13 protein-coding genes are annotated in these 17,702 nt (G+C 70.1%); 11 read left to right on the plus strand and 2 right to left on the minus strand.

Annotated elements, in window-relative coordinates; all coding sequences use genetic code 11:
* Positions 1 to 245 precede the first annotated feature (245 nt).
* Positions 246 to 824: a superoxide dismutase gene (locus WMF20_RS35075; RefSeq protein WP_437606167.1), complete on the plus strand. Its 579-nt coding sequence runs from the start codon at positions 246 to 248 to the stop codon at positions 822 to 824.
* Positions 825 to 849: 25 nt separating this feature from the next.
* On the opposite strand, the gene WMF20_RS35080 is transcribed toward WMF20_RS35075, so the two are convergent.
* Positions 850 to 1,914, minus strand: coding sequence for a DUF4423 domain-containing protein (locus tag WMF20_RS35080; RefSeq protein ID WP_437606168.1), 1,065 nt, complete (start codon positions 1,912 to 1,914; stop codon positions 850 to 852).
* 18 nt (positions 1,915 to 1,932) lie between these two features.
* Here WMF20_RS35080 and WMF20_RS35085 point away from each other — a divergent pair, with 18 nt between their 5' ends.
* From WMF20_RS35085 to WMF20_RS35095, 3 genes are all read left to right on the plus strand, one after another.
* A complete protein-coding gene (locus WMF20_RS35085; RefSeq protein WP_237244374.1) occupies positions 1,933 to 2,559 on the plus strand; it encodes a hypothetical protein in 627 nt (208 codons plus the stop codon).
* A 216-nt stretch (positions 2,560 to 2,775) separates the two neighbouring features.
* The gene (locus WMF20_RS35090) at positions 2,776 to 4,581 is read left to right on the plus strand and encodes a carbohydrate binding domain-containing protein (protein WP_437606169.1); all 1,806 of its coding nucleotides are present in this window, start codon (positions 2,776 to 2,778) and stop codon (positions 4,579 to 4,581) included.
* A 172-nt stretch (positions 4,582 to 4,753) separates the two neighbouring features.
* On the plus strand, positions 4,754 to 5,233 hold the full coding sequence (locus tag WMF20_RS35095; protein ID WP_437606170.1) for a nucleoside deaminase: 480 nt from the start codon (positions 4,754 to 4,756) through the stop codon (positions 5,231 to 5,233).
* Between the two features lie 78 nt (positions 5,234 to 5,311).
* Here the strand turns inward: WMF20_RS35095 and WMF20_RS35100 are convergent, their stop codons facing one another.
* Positions 5,312 to 6,430 (minus strand): sterol desaturase family protein, encoded by a 1,119-nt coding sequence (locus WMF20_RS35100; RefSeq protein ID WP_129578422.1) that lies wholly within the window; start codon positions 6,428 to 6,430, stop codon positions 5,312 to 5,314.
* Between the two features lie 730 nt (positions 6,431 to 7,160).
* Between WMF20_RS35100 and WMF20_RS35105 the strand changes: the two genes are divergently transcribed.
* The 7 genes from WMF20_RS35105 (at position 7,161) to WMF20_RS35135 (ending at position 17,690) form a co-directional block, all read left to right on the plus strand.
* A complete protein-coding gene (locus tag WMF20_RS35105) occupies positions 7,161 to 8,543 on the plus strand; it encodes a glycoside hydrolase 5 family protein (RefSeq protein ID WP_437606171.1) in 1,383 nt (460 codons plus the stop codon).
* A gap of 74 nt (positions 8,544 to 8,617) precedes the next feature.
* Entirely contained in the window at positions 8,618 to 9,712 is a 1,095-nt protein-coding gene (gene xylF / locus WMF20_RS35110) for a D-xylose ABC transporter substrate-binding protein (RefSeq protein ID WP_129578424.1), read from the plus strand.
* Between the two features lie 297 nt (positions 9,713 to 10,009).
* Complete coding sequence (locus tag WMF20_RS35115; RefSeq protein ID WP_437606172.1) at positions 10,010 to 11,929, plus strand: multicopper oxidase family protein; 1,920 nt, start codon at positions 10,010 to 10,012, stop codon at positions 11,927 to 11,929.
* A gap of 290 nt (positions 11,930 to 12,219) precedes the next feature.
* The gene (locus tag WMF20_RS35120; protein WP_437606173.1) at positions 12,220 to 14,184 is read left to right on the plus strand and encodes a multicopper oxidase family protein; all 1,965 of its coding nucleotides are present in this window, start codon (positions 12,220 to 12,222) and stop codon (positions 14,182 to 14,184) included.
* A gap of 160 nt (positions 14,185 to 14,344) precedes the next feature.
* Positions 14,345 to 15,547, plus strand: coding sequence for a phosphotransferase (locus WMF20_RS35125; protein WP_437606174.1), 1,203 nt, complete (start codon positions 14,345 to 14,347; stop codon positions 15,545 to 15,547).
* Positions 15,544 to 16,077, plus strand: a complete 534-nt coding sequence (locus WMF20_RS35130; RefSeq protein ID WP_129578425.1) for an adenylyl-sulfate kinase — start codon at positions 15,544 to 15,546, stop codon at positions 16,075 to 16,077. Before WMF20_RS35125 ends, WMF20_RS35130 begins: the two co-directional genes overlap by 4 nt.
* 11 nt (positions 16,078 to 16,088) lie before the next feature.
* Positions 16,089 to 17,690, plus strand: coding sequence for a protoglobin domain-containing protein (locus tag WMF20_RS35135; RefSeq protein WP_237244377.1), 1,602 nt, complete (start codon positions 16,089 to 16,091; stop codon positions 17,688 to 17,690).
* Positions 17,691 to 17,702: the final 12 nt, after the last annotated feature.

Below are 17,702 nucleotides of genomic sequence, written 5' to 3' on the forward strand. Positions count from 1 at the left end.
GCCCGCTAGCCGGGGGGCCGCCTCTCCAAATGGATGGAAAGCTGCCAACGTGTTGGCAAGGCGCCACGCGCCCCCGCCGGAGCTGCTACATTGTCGCCGGACCCGGCGACGTGGAGCGGCCGCTTGGCCGCGAAGCGCGGGCGTTCGATCCGTGGCGGGAGCGCCACCCGGAGGTCTTCGCCGAGCTACTCACAACGGGCTGCGACGAGCGCTAGCCGTCGACACGCAACACGAGGAACAGAACCATGGCCTTTACCCTTCCCGAGCTCCCCTACTCCAGAGACGCACTGGTCCCCCACATCTCGGCCGAGACGCTCGATTTCCACCACGGCAAGCACCACAACGCCTACGTCACGAAGCTGAACGAGCTCGTGGCAGCGGACCCGGCGCTCGCGGGCAAGAGCCTCGAGGATCTCGTCCGCACGACGTCCGGCGCGGTCTTCAACCAGGCAGCTCAGGTGTGGAACCACACGTTCTACTGGCACAGCATGAAGCCGCAGGGCGGCGGTGAGCCCCCCGCCGCCCTCCGCGCGGCGATCGAGGCGGCGTTCGGAAGCGTGTCGTCGTTCAAGGAGAAGTTCAGCGCCGCGGCCGTCGGTCAGTTCGGCTCGGGCTGGGCTTGGCTGGTGAAGAACAGCTCCGGCAAGCTGGAGATCGTGCAGACGGGCAACGCCGGGAACCCGCTCACGGAGGGCAAGACGCCGCTGCTCACGTGCGACGTGTGGGAGCACGCGTATTACATCGACTACCGCAACGCCCGGCCGAAGTACGTCGAGGCGTGGTGGAACCTGGTGAACTGGGACCACGCCGCCTCGAAGCTGTGACCTGCGCGCTCCCCCCGTCCTCGCCTCACGCGCCCAGCTCGAAGAGCTGCATCGCCACCAGCGCGACGCAATCGGGCTCGCGCGAATCCGACACGATCTGACGAAGCTCGTGAAAATACCTCACGTGCAAGGCCCGTAGCCGCTCGAGGTCACGGCGCGCGACGCTGACGAGGTTGTAGGAATACAGCCCCGGATCGCCGCGACGCTGCCGGCGCGCGGCGACGTCGAGCCAGTGCGATTTCAATCGTTGTCTGGGTTCGGCGGCGCCGCGGGTCATGTCGACCGTCTCGGCCGTGGTGGCGTACCGCCCTTCGCGCCACCGGATCAGGCCTGCCCGCGACAGGGCTTCGCGGCACGCACGCACCTCGTCGTCCGGGAGCCCGAGGCGAGCGGCGACCCAGGCGTCGTCATGCCGGGGGAGGGCCGCGTAGCTCGCGAGCTCGAGGACGCGCAGGACGGCGTGAGACCAGGGTAGCTCCGTCGCTATCCGGCGGCGCTCCTCGAGCACGCGGAAGTCGCGCGCCACCGAGGGCAACTGCCCCGGATGCACGAAGAGGGCGAGGAAGTCGAGGAGCCGCTCGGTGGTCGCGTCGACGAGGGCCAGCACATCGGGGAGCCGGGGCTGGGACGTGCCCGCGATGAAGCGCGACACCTGGGACGCGCTGCGCCCGATACGGGCGCCGATCTCCGCGTTGCTCAGCGCTCCCTTGATGGCCTGAAAGAAGGCGGCCGTCAGGGCCGGGTCGGAGACGGCGACGTCGGCGCCGAAGGCCGACTCCTGGCGCACGAAGCCCGAGAGCTCGCGATGGACGTCAACGCCGTTGTAGGCCGCGACGCGCAGCAGGGTGGGGAGCGTGGGAAAGCGCCGCCCGGACTCCCAGCCGAAGGCGACGTTCGTGCCGTACCCGAGCCGGACGCTCAGCTGCCGCTGCGAGCGCCGGCCGCGGAGCGCCCGGCAGAAATCCTTTGCGATTTCATCGTATTGCGGCATCTTGTATCGCATATATGCATCGATGGTAGCACATCGGAGCGATAGAATAATGCGTGGCTGCGCTACGAGGCGCTTGCGCTGGCTCGGTCGCTGCGCCAAATGGGGGCGGAGACTTCGATGAACGTACGACTCGCTTGCTGGCTCTCGGCGGGGCTGCTCATGGGGTGCTCGCACGCCGGGGGACAGACGGGGGAGGTCGGCTCCGATCCCTGTGACTCCCTGCCGCTGACGGCTGGTCCGGCCGTGGAGCATGGCCTCACCGACCCGACGCCCCTCGGCGTGAGCGGCCAGGAGGCCCTCGACGCGACAGGCCGGGCCGGGAGCTTCGACGTGGCATGGGCCACCGGGATGATGAGCGCCGTGAGCTGGTCGCTCGTCGCCGACACCGAGAGCTCACCGACCGTGGCGTACATCGACCGCAGCGGCGAGTGTGGCGACGGGTATCTGCAGATCCTCGTGCTCGGGCATCTATCGAGCGCCGACGGCCTCCTCCACCACGAGCAGCGCGGGGCGCTCTATCGGGGCGACGACGGGGCCGCGCACCTTCGCCTGTCGTTCGTCTTCGACGAGAACCCGTTCCCGGACGTGTACGCCGGCGGAGGATCGGGGGACGGCTGCACGGGGTGCGGCGGCGCCTTCGACCTCTCCGTCGAATCGCGCTGGGAGGCGGGCGAGTCGGCCCCTCGAGGCCATGTGTACCTGCTCGAGAACGGGGCGCTGCTCGGCGAAGTCGGCGCCTTCTAAGCCCGATCCGCGGCGCGCGCGGCCGTCTTTCACCCACGGAGGCGGCCTGCGGCGCGCGAGGTCGGCGCAAGCGACTTCTCCCCGCGTCGGTGCGACGCGGCGATTCACGGATGTAGTGACGGAGAGGATCGACGCAGCTTGGCGCCGCGATGCACGCTTCCCGTGTGCGCGAGCCTGAGCCGGCGCTTTCCTCGTTTCAAAGAAGAAGGTTGGTTCATGAGTTTGGTTTCCAGGAAGATCAAGGTCAGAAGTCTCGCTGGGGTGCTCGCCGGTTGTGTCGGTCTGGTCGCCGCTCAGGCGTCGGCAGGCGTGGTCGTGGGTAAGCCCACGCCGCACGGCAACACCGCGTACCCCGAAGCCGGGACGACCCTGGCACGGGCAGGGACCTACACGCTGGTGGGCGCGCTCCAAGAGCACGTGAAGATCAGCGGGGAGCCGGAGCCCACGTTCCCCAGCACGATGCAGGGCGCCGTCTATTTGATGAACGGGACGAACGCCACGCCCGAGCGCGTTTACCAGTTCCCGGGCGTCGCCCAGTTCAACCTCCAGGCCGGGAGCCAGCTCGCGATCTCGAGCCGCTTCCTCGCGTTCGCGACCCGAGGCACGAACTCTTCCACCTCTCCGCAGGCGAACTCCGTGTTCATCGCCCGGAAGAGCAACGGCTCATGGGCGGAGTGCCCCCTGGTCGGCGGTCAGCGGAACTGCAACGGCGCGGTGCGCGAGAACGGCCAGAACATCAGCCACGCCCTCACCCGCATCCCGCTCAGCTACCCCGCGCTGAGCAGCTTCAAGGACATCGCGCTCGCCCTCTCCGACGATTACCTCGTGATCGGCTACAAGCGACACAGCGTGCTCGAGATCTACCGCTACAACTCCTCGAACGACACGTGGGTCCTCGAGCACTTCCTCAACGAGCCGGACGAGCGCTTCACCGGCGCCGCGGTCGCGGTCGACGGCGACCTCGTCGCGGTCGGATCGCCGTGGTCCGACGGCGGCGAGGCCGGGGTCGAGCTCGGCTCGGTCCGCATCTTCCGCAGGAATGCCAGCGACGTCACCTGGAACGCCGTGGCCCTCGCGAGCGGCTATTTCTCGAGCGGCGCCTTCGGGCGAAGCCTCGCCATGGCCTCCGGGAACTTGGCTGTCACGTCCGGCGCGACGTTCCTCGTCAACGACGTGATGCCGCAGCAGCACCTCTCGTTTTACCGGGTGGCGGCCGACGGCACGATCACGGCGAGCCAATCGCTGGCGACGGCCTACCCTCACGTGCACCTGGCGCTCGACGGCGACACGCTGGCCAGCACGGTCGGCGGTGGAGACGAGGGCCTCTCGCTCTACAAGCGCGACGCCGCGTCGGGGCAGTGGGCCTACGAGACCGGCCTGATCCGCGACTTCTACAAGAGCGTCAACAGCTCCAACTCCGGGTACGGCGGCATCGATCCCATCGGCCTCGTGGGCGATGACCTGTCGCTCGGCTGGCGCGCGTTCTCGGGCCTTCTGGGCGGCGTGGTCCACGAGAAGGTCAGCCTGATCGACGCTTGCCGAGATCCTCTCAATCTCGTCAGCAACTGCTCTTTCGATAATGTGACCAACACCGCGCTCGCGGGGAGCCAGAGCAGCAGCGGCTGGCAGGTCCTCAGCTGGAACGGCGCCTCGGCATGGGCGGACTTCACCGGCCGCCAGATGCGCATCAACGTGCAGCAGCCCGGCTCCGACATGTGGCACATCCAGGCTCGCACCACGGTCAACTTGCCGCAGGCGGGGCGCTACCTGCTGACATTCCGCGCCAAGGCGGACGACGTGCGCACGTTCGTGGTGAACCTGGGACGCAACGGCAACAGCGACAACAACTGGGCGAGCTACGGTCGCGTGACCGCGGCGGCGGGCCCCGCATGGGTCATCTACTCGTTCGAGCTCCCGAACATCCCGCAGGATTCCGCAGCGCTCCTCGACTTCAACGTCGGCAACGCAGGGACCGCGGCCGTCACCGTGGACAGCGTGAAGCTCGTTCGTCTGGCGCAGTAAAGACGGCGCGCAGTTGCCAAGAGCTTGCTCGGCTGCCCATGGTAAGGGTCTCGGCGGTCCCGCGGCAGCGGGCCGAGCACGCATGCACCGATGGCTCTGGAGCGGTCCCTTTCTTGCGAGGGCCGCTCCAGCGCGAACGAAGCAGTGCTCCCGTGCCCCCAAGGAGGCGACCATGCCGAACCAACTCGAGATGAGACACCTGCACCGCTGCGTCGAGCTCGCGGCGCTGGCGCTGGAGACCGGCAACGAACCGTTCGGCTCCGTGCTGGTCGCGGCGGACGGGACGGTCCTCGCCGAGGATCACAACCGCGTGGGCGGCGGCGATCCGACCTGCCATCCGGAGCTCGCGCTGGCGCGCTGGGCGGCTGCGAACCTCGCCCCCGACGAGCGAGCCGCAGCGACGGTCTACACCTCGACCGAACACTGTCCCATGTGCGCCGCGGCCCACGGCTGGGTCCGGCTCGGCCGCATCGTGTACGCGAGCTCCTCGGCACAACTGGTCGGCTGGCTCGCCGAGTGGGGCGTTCCGGATCCTCCGGTGCGAGGCCTGCCGATCCGCGATGTCGTTCCGGGACTGCCCGTGGAAGGCCCTGTCCAGAGCCTCGCGGAAGAGGTTCGCCAGCTGTTGCGACGCTTCCATTCCGCGCGCTGACGCGCGCGGCCGTACCAGCGGGAAGACGCCCATGGAAGGGTTCGGCAGCACGCGCGAGCCAGCAGGACAGGGCCGCCGTCAGCCCGGCGCGATCGGCAGCCCCTTCGGCGAGCTCGCGGCCGCCGGCGCGCCCCGCGCCTCCGGCGAGCTCGGCCCGTCGAGCAGCGCTCCGACCGCGGCGAGCGCGCCGACGATGGCGGCCGCCCCCGCCCACAGCGAGCCTCGGGCGAGGCCCGGCGCCGCGTAAAGGAACGCGATCGCGCCGAGCAGCGCCGAGAGGAACAGCGCCGCCGCCAGCGCGCGCACCAGAGGGGAGCGCTCGACGTCGTGAAGGACGTAGCCCGGATCGGTGCGCAGCGGGCCCCCCTCGGGCGGGGCCGCCGCGGAGCGGAAGTCCGGCGGCCGGAGCCAGACGAGCAGCTTGCCGGAGAGGCGCGGCTCCGCCGCCGCCATGCGCGCGAGCTTCCGCCACGGGTCGACGTTCGCGCGCAGCGCGCTGAAGCTCGCGAGCGGCTGGACCACGCCGTACCGCGGCGGCGCCTCCTCCGCGCGGAACGTGCCGAACAGCCGATCCCACACGATGAGCACGCCGCCGTGGTTCCTGTCGAGATACTCGGGATCGACGCCGTGGTGCACCCGGTGATGAGACGGCGTGTTCAGCACCCACTCCAGCGGACCGAGGCGGCCGACGAGCTGCGTGTGGATCCAGAACTGATAGAGGATATTCAGCGTATACGTCGTGACGACCATCGCGGGCGGGAAGCCGAGGAAGGCGAGCGGCCAGAAGAAAGGCCAGAAGAACGCCCGCTGGACCCAGCTCTGGCGCAGCGCGACCGAGAGGTTGTAGTCCTCGCTCTGGTGGTGGACCGCGTGCGCCGCCCACAGGAAGTTCACCCGGTGGCTCGCGCGGTGCGCCCAGTAATAGCAGAAGTCGACCGCGACGAAGCAGGCCAACCAGCTCGACGCCGCGCCCGGAGGCAGCCGCACGAGCGCGGCGCGCTCGAAGAGGAAGAGATGGACGAGGACCCCGCCGCTCACGACGGAGACGAGCGCCTGCTGGCCGACGCCGCACGAGAGGTTGGCGAGCGCGTCCGAGAAGCGGTAGTCGCGCCGCCCGCGGCGGCGGCAAAGCCAGAGCTCGACGCCGATGAGCGCGAAAAAAGCCGGCACCGCAAACAGGATCAAGCTCGGTGACATGCCCCCGGCCCTCCGCGGAGCCGAGCGCCCACCGGCTCGGCTCACGCCCGGCCATTCTAGCCTGAACACCCCCGCCACGCCCGGTGGCGCACCTCACCGGCCGACCTCGGCCGGCGCGCCCTTCCGCGATTCTCCGGCGCATTCCTCGCGCCCGCCGGGCCCCACCGCCCGTCCCGAGCGCCGCACCCGCGCCGGTGCGGCGCCGCTCGGCGCGACTTCGCTGTTGACGCTGAACCGATTAAGTGGTCTGCCACGAACCGCGCCGGTGCGACGACGACACCCTGAGCGGAGATTTGCATCGGCGCGGGCCCCGGGGAGCTCGCTGTGGTCACGGGAACACGATCACCACGACGACGGCGCGCCAGCCCGGCACGCCGCCGCGAGCGGCCGTGTGCTTGCGGCGGCAGCGCTCAGCCGCGCTTGAGGAACGACACTCGAACCAGGTAAGGAACACCCGACCATGAAGAAGACCTTGTTGCTCGCTTTGGGCTTGCTCTCCATCGCCGCGTGCACGTCCGACACGACCGACCCCGTGGGCTCCGGCACCGGGGGCGGCGGGGGCGGCGGCGGCGACGCCACCGGCGGGGGCGACGCCGGGGGCGGCGGCAACAACGCGACCGGCGGCGGCGGCAGCGACGCCACCGGCGGCGGCGGGGACGGAACCGGGGGCGCCGGGGCGCTCGACTGCGCCGAGCAGCCGGAAAAGTGCTACGTCCGCGCGGAAGGTAGTATGCTCACGCTCGACGGGAAACCGTACAAGTACATGGGCACGAACTTCTGGTCGGCTCCCTTCATCTCCCTCGAGCGCCTGCGCACGGAGCTCGACATCCTCGATGCCCACGGCGTTCAGAACCTCCGCATCATGGCGCTCAGCGAAGGCGACATCCCCGCGTCGCAGCAGAACGATCAGCAGTACGGCCCGCAGCGGATCTTCCCTGCGTCGTCGGACGAGCCGTGCGCCGACCCGAAGCTCGAGGAGTTCGCGGACCACCTGGCGACCGTGCTCGACGAGATCCACAGCCGCGGCATGAAGGCGGTCATGACCCTGAACGACTTCTGGCACTGGTCCGGCGGGATGCCCCAGTACATGAAGTGGGCCCACGAGGAGCCGGGCACCTCCTGCGGGGAGGACTTCGGCGCGTACCAGGTCGGCCTGACCCACCCCGAGACGAACGCCCCCCTGCTCGCGGCCGGCCACGACGTGCCGTTCAACGGCTCGATCCGGTTCCGCGAGGGCACCGGCGAGGACTGCCAGGCCGTGGCCATCAACGAGTGGGCGATCCCCCACTCGGGCACGCTCGACCCGAGCACGAACCCCTGGCCCGACCAGATGGATCTCTCCAGCCTGTTCTTTTGCAACAAGAAGGCACAGGAGTTCTACTTCAGCCGGGCCAAGGTCGTCATCGAGAAGCTCAAGGACCACCCGGGGATCATGGCGTGGCAGCTCGGGAACGAGCCGCGCTCCTTCAAGGGCTGGGGCGCGCTCTTCAAGCTCTGGGTCGAGCGGAACGCGAAGTTCATCAAGGACATCGACGAGAACCACCTCGTCTCCATCGGCTCGGAGGGCGACCTCTCGTACAACTGGGGCGACTACGCCAACAGCGACTACCGGGACTTCCACGACGTGCCCGGCATCGATTACCTCACCTTCCACGTCTGGCCGGAGAACTGGGAGTGGTACGACCCGTCGCTGCCGGCCGACAGCACCGCCGACAGGTCGCTAGCGGCGGCCATCACCAAGAGCAACGGTTACATCGATCTGCAGATCGAGCACGCGAAGGCGCTGAACAAGCCGATCGTCGTCGAGGAGTTCGGGCTCGCGCGGGACGACAAGTCCGAGCCCGTCGCGTCGACGGTCAAGAAGCGGAACGAGTACTACTCGACCATCTTCGACGCCGTCGTCAACAACCCGGAGCTCGCGGGCGTGAACTTCTGGGCCTGGGCCGGCACCGGGAGGCCGTCGGACGACGGCAACGACTACTGGCTCCTCGGCAACGATTACATCGGCGATCCGCCCCATGAGCTCCAGGGGTGGTACTCGGTGTACGACGACGACACGGAAACGCTCAACATCATCATGAGCTACGCGGACAACATCAACACAATCGAGTAGCCACCGGCCCGAGCACGGGCCCCTATCCCTCATCTGACTCGGAGGTCACCTTGATTCGTCGCTCCACCTTTCTCATGGCCATGATCTCGCTCGCGTTCTCGACCGGCTGCTCGAAGCCGGCCTCCGAGGGCGAGACGAACGCGGGCAAGACCGAGGACAAAGCCGCAAAGACCGCGGACGCCAAGGGTACGGACAAGAAGAAGATCACGATCGGCTTCTCGATGGATACCCTCAAGGAAGAGCGGTGGCAGCGCGACCGCGACCTGTTCAAGGCGAAGGCCGAGCAGCTCGGGGCGCAGGTGCTCGTGCAGTCCGCGAACAGCGACGACGCCCTGCAGAACTCCCAGGCGGAGAACCTGCTCACGCAGGGCGTCGACGTGCTCGTGGTCGTGCCCCACAACGCCAAGACGACCGCCACCATCGTCGAGTCGGCGCACAAGCAGGGCGTGCCGGTCATGGCCTACGACCGGCTGATCCTCGACTCCGACGTCGACCTCTACGTGTCCTTCGACAACGTCCGCGTGGGCGAGCTCCAGGCCGAGGCGCTCGTGAAGCCGGCCCCGAAGGGGAACTACCTCCTCATCGGCGGCTCCCCGACCGACAACAACGCGAAGCTCTTCCGCGAAGGGCAGATGAACATCCTGAAGCCGCTCATCGACAAGGGCGACATCAAGGTCGTGGCGGACCAGTGGGCCAAGGACTGGCAGCCGGTCGAGGCGCTCAAGATCACCGAGAACGCCCTCACCAAGAACAACAACAACGTCACGGCGGTCGTGGCCTCGAACGACGGGCTCGCGGGCGCGGCGGTCCAGGCGCTCGGCGAGCAGAAGCTCGCCGGCAAGGTCGTCGTCTCGGGGCAGGACGCCGAGCTCGCCGCCTGCCAGCGGATCGCGGCCGGCACCCAGAGCATGACCGTCTACAAGCCGATCAAGTCCCTCGCCGAGAAGGCCGCCGAGCTCGCCATCAAGATGGCGAAGAAGGAGCAGCTCGGCGAGAAGACGCAGACGGTCAACAACGGGAAGAAGGACGTCCCGAGCGTGCTCATCGCGCCGATCGCCGTGGACAAGAGCAACCTCGCCTCCACGGTCATCGCCGACGGGTTCCACAAGGTCGAGGACGTCTACAAGGACATCCCGAAGGACCAGTGGCCGTCGGGCGCCGCCAAGTAGGCCCCCTCCGGCCGGGCCGCACGGCCCGGCCGTCGCCCCCGCCCCCGCCCCCGCCCCCGCGGTGGGCCGCCGCGCTCCCTCCCAGGACACAATCAGGGCCGTCGCGCTGAGGGTCTGGCAACGCCGGAATCCTCATCATGGTCATGCACGCCCGCGAATCCGGAGCTTCCCGGGTGGACCGGCTCCGTGCGCTGGTCATGATGCTGCGCCCCCGCAGCGCCGCGCGAGGCAAGGAGTTGCGATGTCCTCCATGAAGCGACGACGGCTCCCGACGCACGGTCCGCTGCGACGGGCTCGATGCGCTCCGGCCAGGTGGGCGCGGTGAGGGCCGCCGTGGACAGGTGTCCGGCCGTCCCGGGTTCGGCCCCGACCCTCTCCGGCGCCGCGATCTCCAGGTACACGCGCCCGCTGCTCATCCCGCAAGTCATGCCCCAGGCGACGGGGCTCAGCGCGGGCAGCGCAGGCCTCGATGGCTACGAGATCGCCGTCCGGCAGATCGAGCAGCACGTCCTGCCGCCCGAGCTGGGCCTGCCGCCGACGACGGTGTGGAGCTACGGCTCCGTCCATCACCCGGAGACGTTCAGCTACCCGGCGTTCACCATCGAGGCGAGGTGGCGAAGGCCGGTGCGCGTGAAGTGGATCAACGATCTCAAGGACCCCGCGACGGGCCGCTTCCTCCCTCACCTGCTCCCCGTCGACCCCACCCTGCACTGGGCCAACCCGCCCGGCGGGGCGCAGGGTCGCGATTCGCGGCCGACGTTCCCAGGCGACTGCCCGCCGGGGCCGTACCGGGGCCCGGTGCCGTTCGTCACGCACCTGCACGGAACCGACGGGGTGGCGCAGGAGAGCGACGGTTATCCCGAAGCCTGGTACCTCCCGGCGGCGACCGACATCCCCGAGGGGTACGCGGCGACCGGCACCTTCTACGACTACTACAAACGCACCTCGCCGCTCGGAGGCCTGTGGGAGCCGGGCGCCGCCGTGTTCGAGTACCCGAACGACCAGCGGGCGACGACGCTCTGGTATCATGACCACTCGCTCGGCATCACCCGCCTCAACCTCTACGCGGGGCCGGCCGGCTTCTACCTGCTGCGCGGCGGGCCTGACGACCTCCCCGAGGACGTCCTCCCCGGACCAGCTCCGCGACCAGGAGACCGTGCGGGAGCGGGCGTGTACGAGATCCCGCTCCTGATCCAGGACCGCTCGTTCAACGACGACGGGTCGCTCTTCTATCCAGCCTCCCGCGGGCTCTCCCCGCCGCTCGACGCGACGTACATCCCGAAGGGCGATATTCCGCCCATCTGGGTCCCGGAGTTCTTCGGCGACGTCATGGTCGTCAACGGCCGAGCGTGGCCCTACCTCGAGGTCGAGCAGCGGCGGTACCGATTCCGCATCCTGAACGGCAGCGCCTCGCGGTTCTTGATCCTGAAGATGGATAACGGTCTCCCGCTCTGGCAGATCGGCTCGGACGGCGGATTTCTCCCCTCCCCCGTGGAGCGCGAGGCTCTCCTGCTCGCCCCGGCCGAGCGCGCGGACGTGATCGTGGATTTCAGCGGGGTACGCGCGGGCGCCGAGATCGTCCTCCTCAACCTCGGTCCGGACGCGCCCTTCACCGGCGGCCCGCAGACCCCGGCCGATGCGACGACGACAGGGCAGGTGATGCAATTCCGCGTCGTGCCTGCGAGCGGCACGGACGCGAGCACGCCCCCTCACCGGCTCGAGCTGCCGCGGCTCACGCCGCTCGGAGACGTGGCGGTCGTGCGGCAGGTGTCCCTGAACGACCTGAGCTCCGCGCTCCAGCCCGACGCCGGCCTGAGGGTGGCCGCGCTGGGCGTGCTGGAGCCTCCTCCACGCTCCAGCACGCCCAGGCCGCTCTTCTGGCACGACGCCGTGACCGAGAACCCGGCCCTGGGCTCGACCGAGGTGTGGGAGATATACAATTTCACCGTGGACGCGCACCCGATCCACGTCCACGAGCTCCACTTCGCGATCGTCGATCGCCAGCCGTTCGACGGCGCTCCGCGCCCGCCCGAGGCCGGGGAGGAGGGCTTCAAGGACACCGTCATTGCGCTGCCGTTCGAGATCACGCGCATCAAGATGAAATTCGAGAGTCCTGGCCGGTTCGTGTGGCACTGCCACATCCTCGAGCACGAGGACAACGAGATGATGCGGCCTTATCAGATCGGGCCCATGCCCGCCGACATCCCGAGGCGCTGAGCCTGCCAGCGCGCGGCCTGCCGAGCGGCTACGCCGCCGCGGGATCGCTCGCCGGGTGCCCCCACCCACGGCGCGAGCCGCGCCGTCCGCGCTCCCTGGCGCACCGGGCGTCGGCCGAGACGGACTCGATCTGCACGGACGGCGCTCGATCGCGCGTGTACCCGGCCAATCAGGACCTGCTCGTGATCGCGCAGGAACCTCAAATACGGGGAATCCTGGATGGCTCGGACTCACGTCGCAGTCATGATGATCATCCGCTCGCGCCGCCGATCGCGGCGCAAGGAGATTTCATGTCTTCACTGAAGCGACGACTCCTGCTGAAATACGGTATGGCCGCGACAGGCGGGCTCCTGATGCTGCGCCGCGGGGGGATCGCGCGCGCCGTCGTGGGCGAATGTACCTTCCGCCCGGGTTCGGCCCCGACGCTGCGCGGCGCCGACATCCCCAAGTACACGCGCCCGCTGCTCATCCCGCCTGTCATGCCCAAGGCGCCGTGGCGCCGAGGCCACAGCGCGCTCGTCGATCACTACGAGATCGCCGTTCGCCAGCTCGAGCAGCACGTGTTGCCGCCGGAGCTCGGATTGCCCCCGACGACGGTGTGGGGATATGGTTCCATCCATCATCCGGAGTCGTTCTCGTACCCCGGTCACACCATCGAGGCCAGATGGCGGAGGTCGGTGTGCGTGAAGTGGATCAACGAGCTCAAGGACCTCCGGACCGGCCGCTTCCTCCCGCACCTGTTCGCCGTCGACCCGACCCTGCACTGGGCCAATCCGCCCGGCGGGCTGGAAGGCCGCGACGGACGGTCCGTCGTGAGGGGCCATTGCCCGCCGGGGCCTTACCGGGGCCCGGTGCCGATCGTGACCCACCTGCACGGGAGCACCCCGGTGGAGCAGGAGAGCGACGGGTTCCCCGAAGCCTGGTACCTCCCGGCGGCACGCAACATCCCTGACGGGTACGCGAAGACCGGCACCTTCTTCGATTACTTCCAGCGGACGTCACCGCTCGGGCGCCTGTGGGAGCCAGGGGCGGCCGTGTTCCAGTATTACAACCGCCAGCGGCCGACCACGCTCTGGTACCACGATCACTCGCTCGGCTTGACCCGGCTCAACACCCAGGCCGGGCTCGCCGGGCTCTACATCATCCGCGGCGGGCCTCAAGACCTGCCGAAGGGCGTGCTGCCTGGCCCTCCGCCGGGGCCAGACGACTGTCCAGGCGCCAAGGTGTACGAGGTTCCGCTCGTCATCCAGGATCGCTCGTTCAACGACGACGGCTCGCTCTTCTACCCGGACAGCCGCGGGCTCCCGCCCGAGCTCGCGGAGGACGTGTACGTGCCGAACGGCCCGGTCGCGCCGATCTGGGTCCCCGAGTTCAACGGGAACACCATCGTCGTCAACGGCCGGACGTGGCCCTACCTCGAGGTCGAGCAGCGCCGTTATCGCTTCCGGATCCTGAACGGCAGCAATGAGCGGCTCCTCATCCTGACGCTGAGCAACGGGCACCCGATCTGGCAGATAGGCTCCGATGGAGGGTTCGTGCCCGCTCCCGTGCCGCTCCAGACGCTCCTGATGGGGCCTGCCGAGCGCAACGACGTCATCATCGACTTCAGCCGCGTCCCCGCTGGCACAGAGGTCCTCCTCCTCAACGTCGGACCGGAGCTCCACGGCGACATGTCGACCGTGGCCGATCCGGAGACGACCGGGCAGGTGATGCAGTTCCGGGTCGTGCGGGCGACGAGCAGGGACACGAGCGTGCCCCCTGAGCGGCTCGTGCTGCCGGAGTTCGAGCCCCTCGGAGACGAGGAGGCGATACGCCGCGTATCGCTGTCGGAGGAGATGCTGCCCGGCGTCGGCGCGGTCAGGCTGCTCCTGGGCACCGTCGAGCCCTCGGGCGACAGGCCGAGGCCGCTCCACTGGGACCATCCCATCACGGAGACCCCGGCCGTGGGCTCCACGGAGATCTGGGAGCTCTACAATTTCACCGAAGAAGCGCACCCGATCCACCTCCACGACGTTCAGTTTCAGGTCGTCGAGCGCCAGCCGTTCGACGGCTCGCCGACCCGCCCGCCGGCCGCGTGGGAGACGGGGTACAAGGACACGGTCGGCGCGCTGCCCGGCGAGATCACGCGGATCAGGGTGAAATTCCCGAACGCCGGTCTGTTCGTGTGGCACTGCCACATCCTCGAGCACGAGGACAACGAGATGATGCGGCCCTACCACATCGGGCCGATCCCCGACGATCTCCCGATGCGCTGAGCGGCCCCCGAGGGTGCGGCGCCGCGCACGCCTCGCGCGGGCACGCAATTCCTGCGAGCTCCCCCGCCGCCCGGCCCGTCCGCGGCCGCCGCTGCTGACCCCGGTCGAACCCGGATCGGATCGCGGCCGCGGGCGCAGCGGGACCGAGCTCGTCAGGCACATGGCCCGACTCTCGCAACGCAGGCCGTACGACGATTACGACCCCGCCGACCTCGGCGGACCGTCAGCCCACACGCCGGAGGAGACCATGAACGCCCCGTCGGCCCCGCACGAATCCGATCCCTCACGCGCAGTCCGCCAGCTCGTCGAGGCGGTCTTGCCGGACGCGCGGGTCGAGGAGATCACCCCCCTGGGACCGGACGGCGGCCCGGGCCACGACCTGACCGAGAAGGCCGCCGGCTACGGCGTCCCACGCCGGATCACCGTGGTGAGGCGCGACGGCTCGAAGCAGCGGCTGGTCCTGCACACGTCGACCGCGAACGCGTTCGGGCACGACCGGCGGGCGGATCGCGCGGCGGACATGCTGCTCGCCTTCGACACCTTCGGGTCGATCCCGGCGCACGTCGAGGTCGTGGACGTCGGCTCGCTGACCCGCGACGGGCGCTTCCTGTCCCTGCGGGACGCGGGCGAGTTCTACCTCCTGACCACGTACGCCGAGGGCGACGTCTACGCCGCGGATCTGCGGCGGATCGCGAAGGAGCGCCGCGCGCGCCCGGAGGATCTCGCGCGCTCCGAGGCGCTCGCCAGGTACCTCGTCGCGCTCCACGGCGAGAAGGGCGCGCAGCCGGGCAGCTACCGCCGCGCGGTGCGCGATCTCGTGGGCCACGGCGAGGGCGTCTTCGGCATCGTCGACGGCTATCCGGACGGCGTGCCCGGCGCGCCGCCCGCGCGCCTCCAGGCCATCGAGCGGCGCTGCGTCGAGTGGCGGTGGAAGCTCCGCGGCCGGGACCACCGGCTCGCGCGCACGCACGGCGACTTCCACCCCTTCAACATCGTGTTCGACGACGCGTCGCGGCTCACGCTGCTCGACACGAGCCGCGGGTCCCAGGGCGATCCCGCGGATGACGTCACCTGCCTCGCCATCAACTACGTGTTCTTCGCGCTGGACGCGCCCGGCGCATGGCAGGGCGGCCTCGGCGCGCTGTGGCGGCGGTTCTGGGAGGTCTACCTCGGCGGGAGCGGCTCCGCGGGCGTGCTCGACGCGGCGGCGCCGTTCCTCGCGTGGCGCGCGCTCGTGCTGGCCAACCCCGGCTGGTACCCCGCGGTCACGCCGCGCGCGAGGGAGGCGCTGCTCACCCTCGCGGAGCGCGCCCTCGACGCCCCGCGCTTCGATCCGGACGACGCCGAGAGGCTGTTCGCGTGAGCGGCGGGGTCGTCTGGATCACGGGGCTCCCCGCGTCGGGCAAGTCCACCCTGGCCGCGCGGGTGCACCGCGCGCTGCTCGGCGAGGGCCTGGCGAGCTGCCTGCTCGACGGCGACGAGGTGCGCGACGCGCTCGTCCCGCGGCCCGGCTACACGCCGCGGGAGCGCGACGATTTCTACGAGACGCTCGCGCGGCTCGCGGCGCTGATCGCGCGGCAGGGGCCGATCGCGGTCGTGGCGGCGACCGCGCACCGCCGCGACTACCGCGACCGCGCCCGCGCGCTCGCGCCGCGGCTCGTCGAGGTCTACATGGATGTCTCTCCCGAGGTCTGCCGCGAGCGCGATCCGAAAGGGCTCTACCGGGCGGCCGGCGCCGGCGAGATCGGCGCGCTCCCCGGCGCGGGCTCGGAGTACGAGGCGCCGCCCTCGCCGGAGATCGTCGCGCGCGGCGGCGAGGACGCGGCGGCGCTCGAGGCGATCCTGGAGCGCGCGAGATCGTGGTCCGCCTCCGCGAACGTGCGCTCATGGTAGGCTCCGGCGCCGTGCCCGCGCGAGAGACGCTCTTCGACGAGATCAAGCGATACGTTCGCTTCGACGAGGAGGACGCAGGCCGGCTGGCCGCGTTTCACGCGCACGCGGCGCCGCACTTCCCCCGCATCGCGGGCGAGTTCTACGACCGCATCCGCGAGCACGAGGGCGCGCACGACGTCTTCACCGGCGAAGATCAGGTGGAGCGGCTCAAGCGATCGCTCGTCCGCTGGATGACGCGGATCTGCACCGGGCCCTACGACGAGGCGTACTTCGACGAGGCCGCGAAGATCGGGCGGATCCACGTCCGGGTCGGCCTGCCGCAGCGGTACATGTTCACGGCGATGACGCTCATCCGGCTCGCGTTCGACGAGATCGCCGAGGGCGCGCGCTTCGCGCAGGCGATCGCGGTCCGATCCGCGGTGAGCAAGGTGCTCGATCTCGAGCTCGCCATCATGCTGGAGACGTACCGGGACGACTTCCTCGCGCGCGCGCAGCGCGCCGAGCGCCTCGACCGCGAGCAGGTCGGCCGCACGCTCGCGCGCACCGAGCACCGGTACAAGAGCGCCGTCGAGCTCGCCCGCGTCCTCGTCGTCGGCCTCGACGCGCAGGCGGTCGTGCGGCTCTTCAACCGGGAGGCCGAGCGGATCACCGGGTTCGCGCGCGAGGACATCCTCGGCGCGCCGTTCGTCGAGGCGCTCCTCCCCGAGGAGCTCCGCGCCGATCACGGCGCGCTCGTGAAGGACGTCGCCGCGGGCCGCCGCCCCGGCGCCGATCTCCTGGAGAGCAGCCTCCGCACGCGCTCCGGCAAGATCCGCGACGTGCGATGGCAGCTCGCGTACGCCCCCTCCTCGGCGGACGACGAGGTGGCGCTGTTCGCCATCGGGCAGGACACGACCGACGAGAAGGCGCTCGCCGCGCGCGTGCGCCAGAGCGAGAAGCTCGCCGCGGTCGGGACGCTCGCGGCCGGCCTCGCGCACGAGATCAGGAACCCGCTCAACGGCGCGCAGCTCCACGTGACCTTCCTCGAGCGGGGGCTCGCGCGCGCCGGCATGAGGGATCCGGACACGCTGGAGGCGATCCAGGTCGTCCGCGACGAGATCCGCCGCCTGTCGGAGCTGGTGAGCGAGTTCCTCGACTTCGCCCGGCCGAAGCCGCTGGTCGTGAAGCCGACGTCCCTCGTCTCGCTCTGCGAGCGGGCGGCGCGCGTCGCCGTGTCCTCGGACGGCGGCGGCGCGCGCCCCGAGGTGAAGGTCGATCTGCCCTCGACCGACGTCGTGCTCGACCTCGATCCCGCGAAGATGGAGCAGGTCCTCCTGAACCTCCTCCGCAACGCGCTCGAGGCGGTGGGCGCGGCCGGCGGCGGCGCCGTCACCCTCCGCGCGCGCCGGAAGCCGCGCCACGCCGTCCTCGAGGTGGAGGACGACGGCGCCGGGATCGCGAGCGAGGACGCGCCGATCTTCGACCCGTTCTACTCGACGAAGCCGAACGGCACCGGGCTCGGCCTGGCCATCGCCCACCGCATCATCACCGATCACGAGGGGGCCATCGAGTTCCAGAGCCGCCCGGGGAAGACGCTGTTTCGCGTGACGCTGCCGATCCGCCTCTCCGGCTGAGCTCCCCGCCGC

This window comes from Sorangium sp. So ce834, from assembly GCF_051521425.1.
Classification (GTDB): Bacteria; Myxococcota_A; Polyangia; order Polyangiales; family Polyangiaceae; genus Sorangium; species Sorangium cellulosum_D.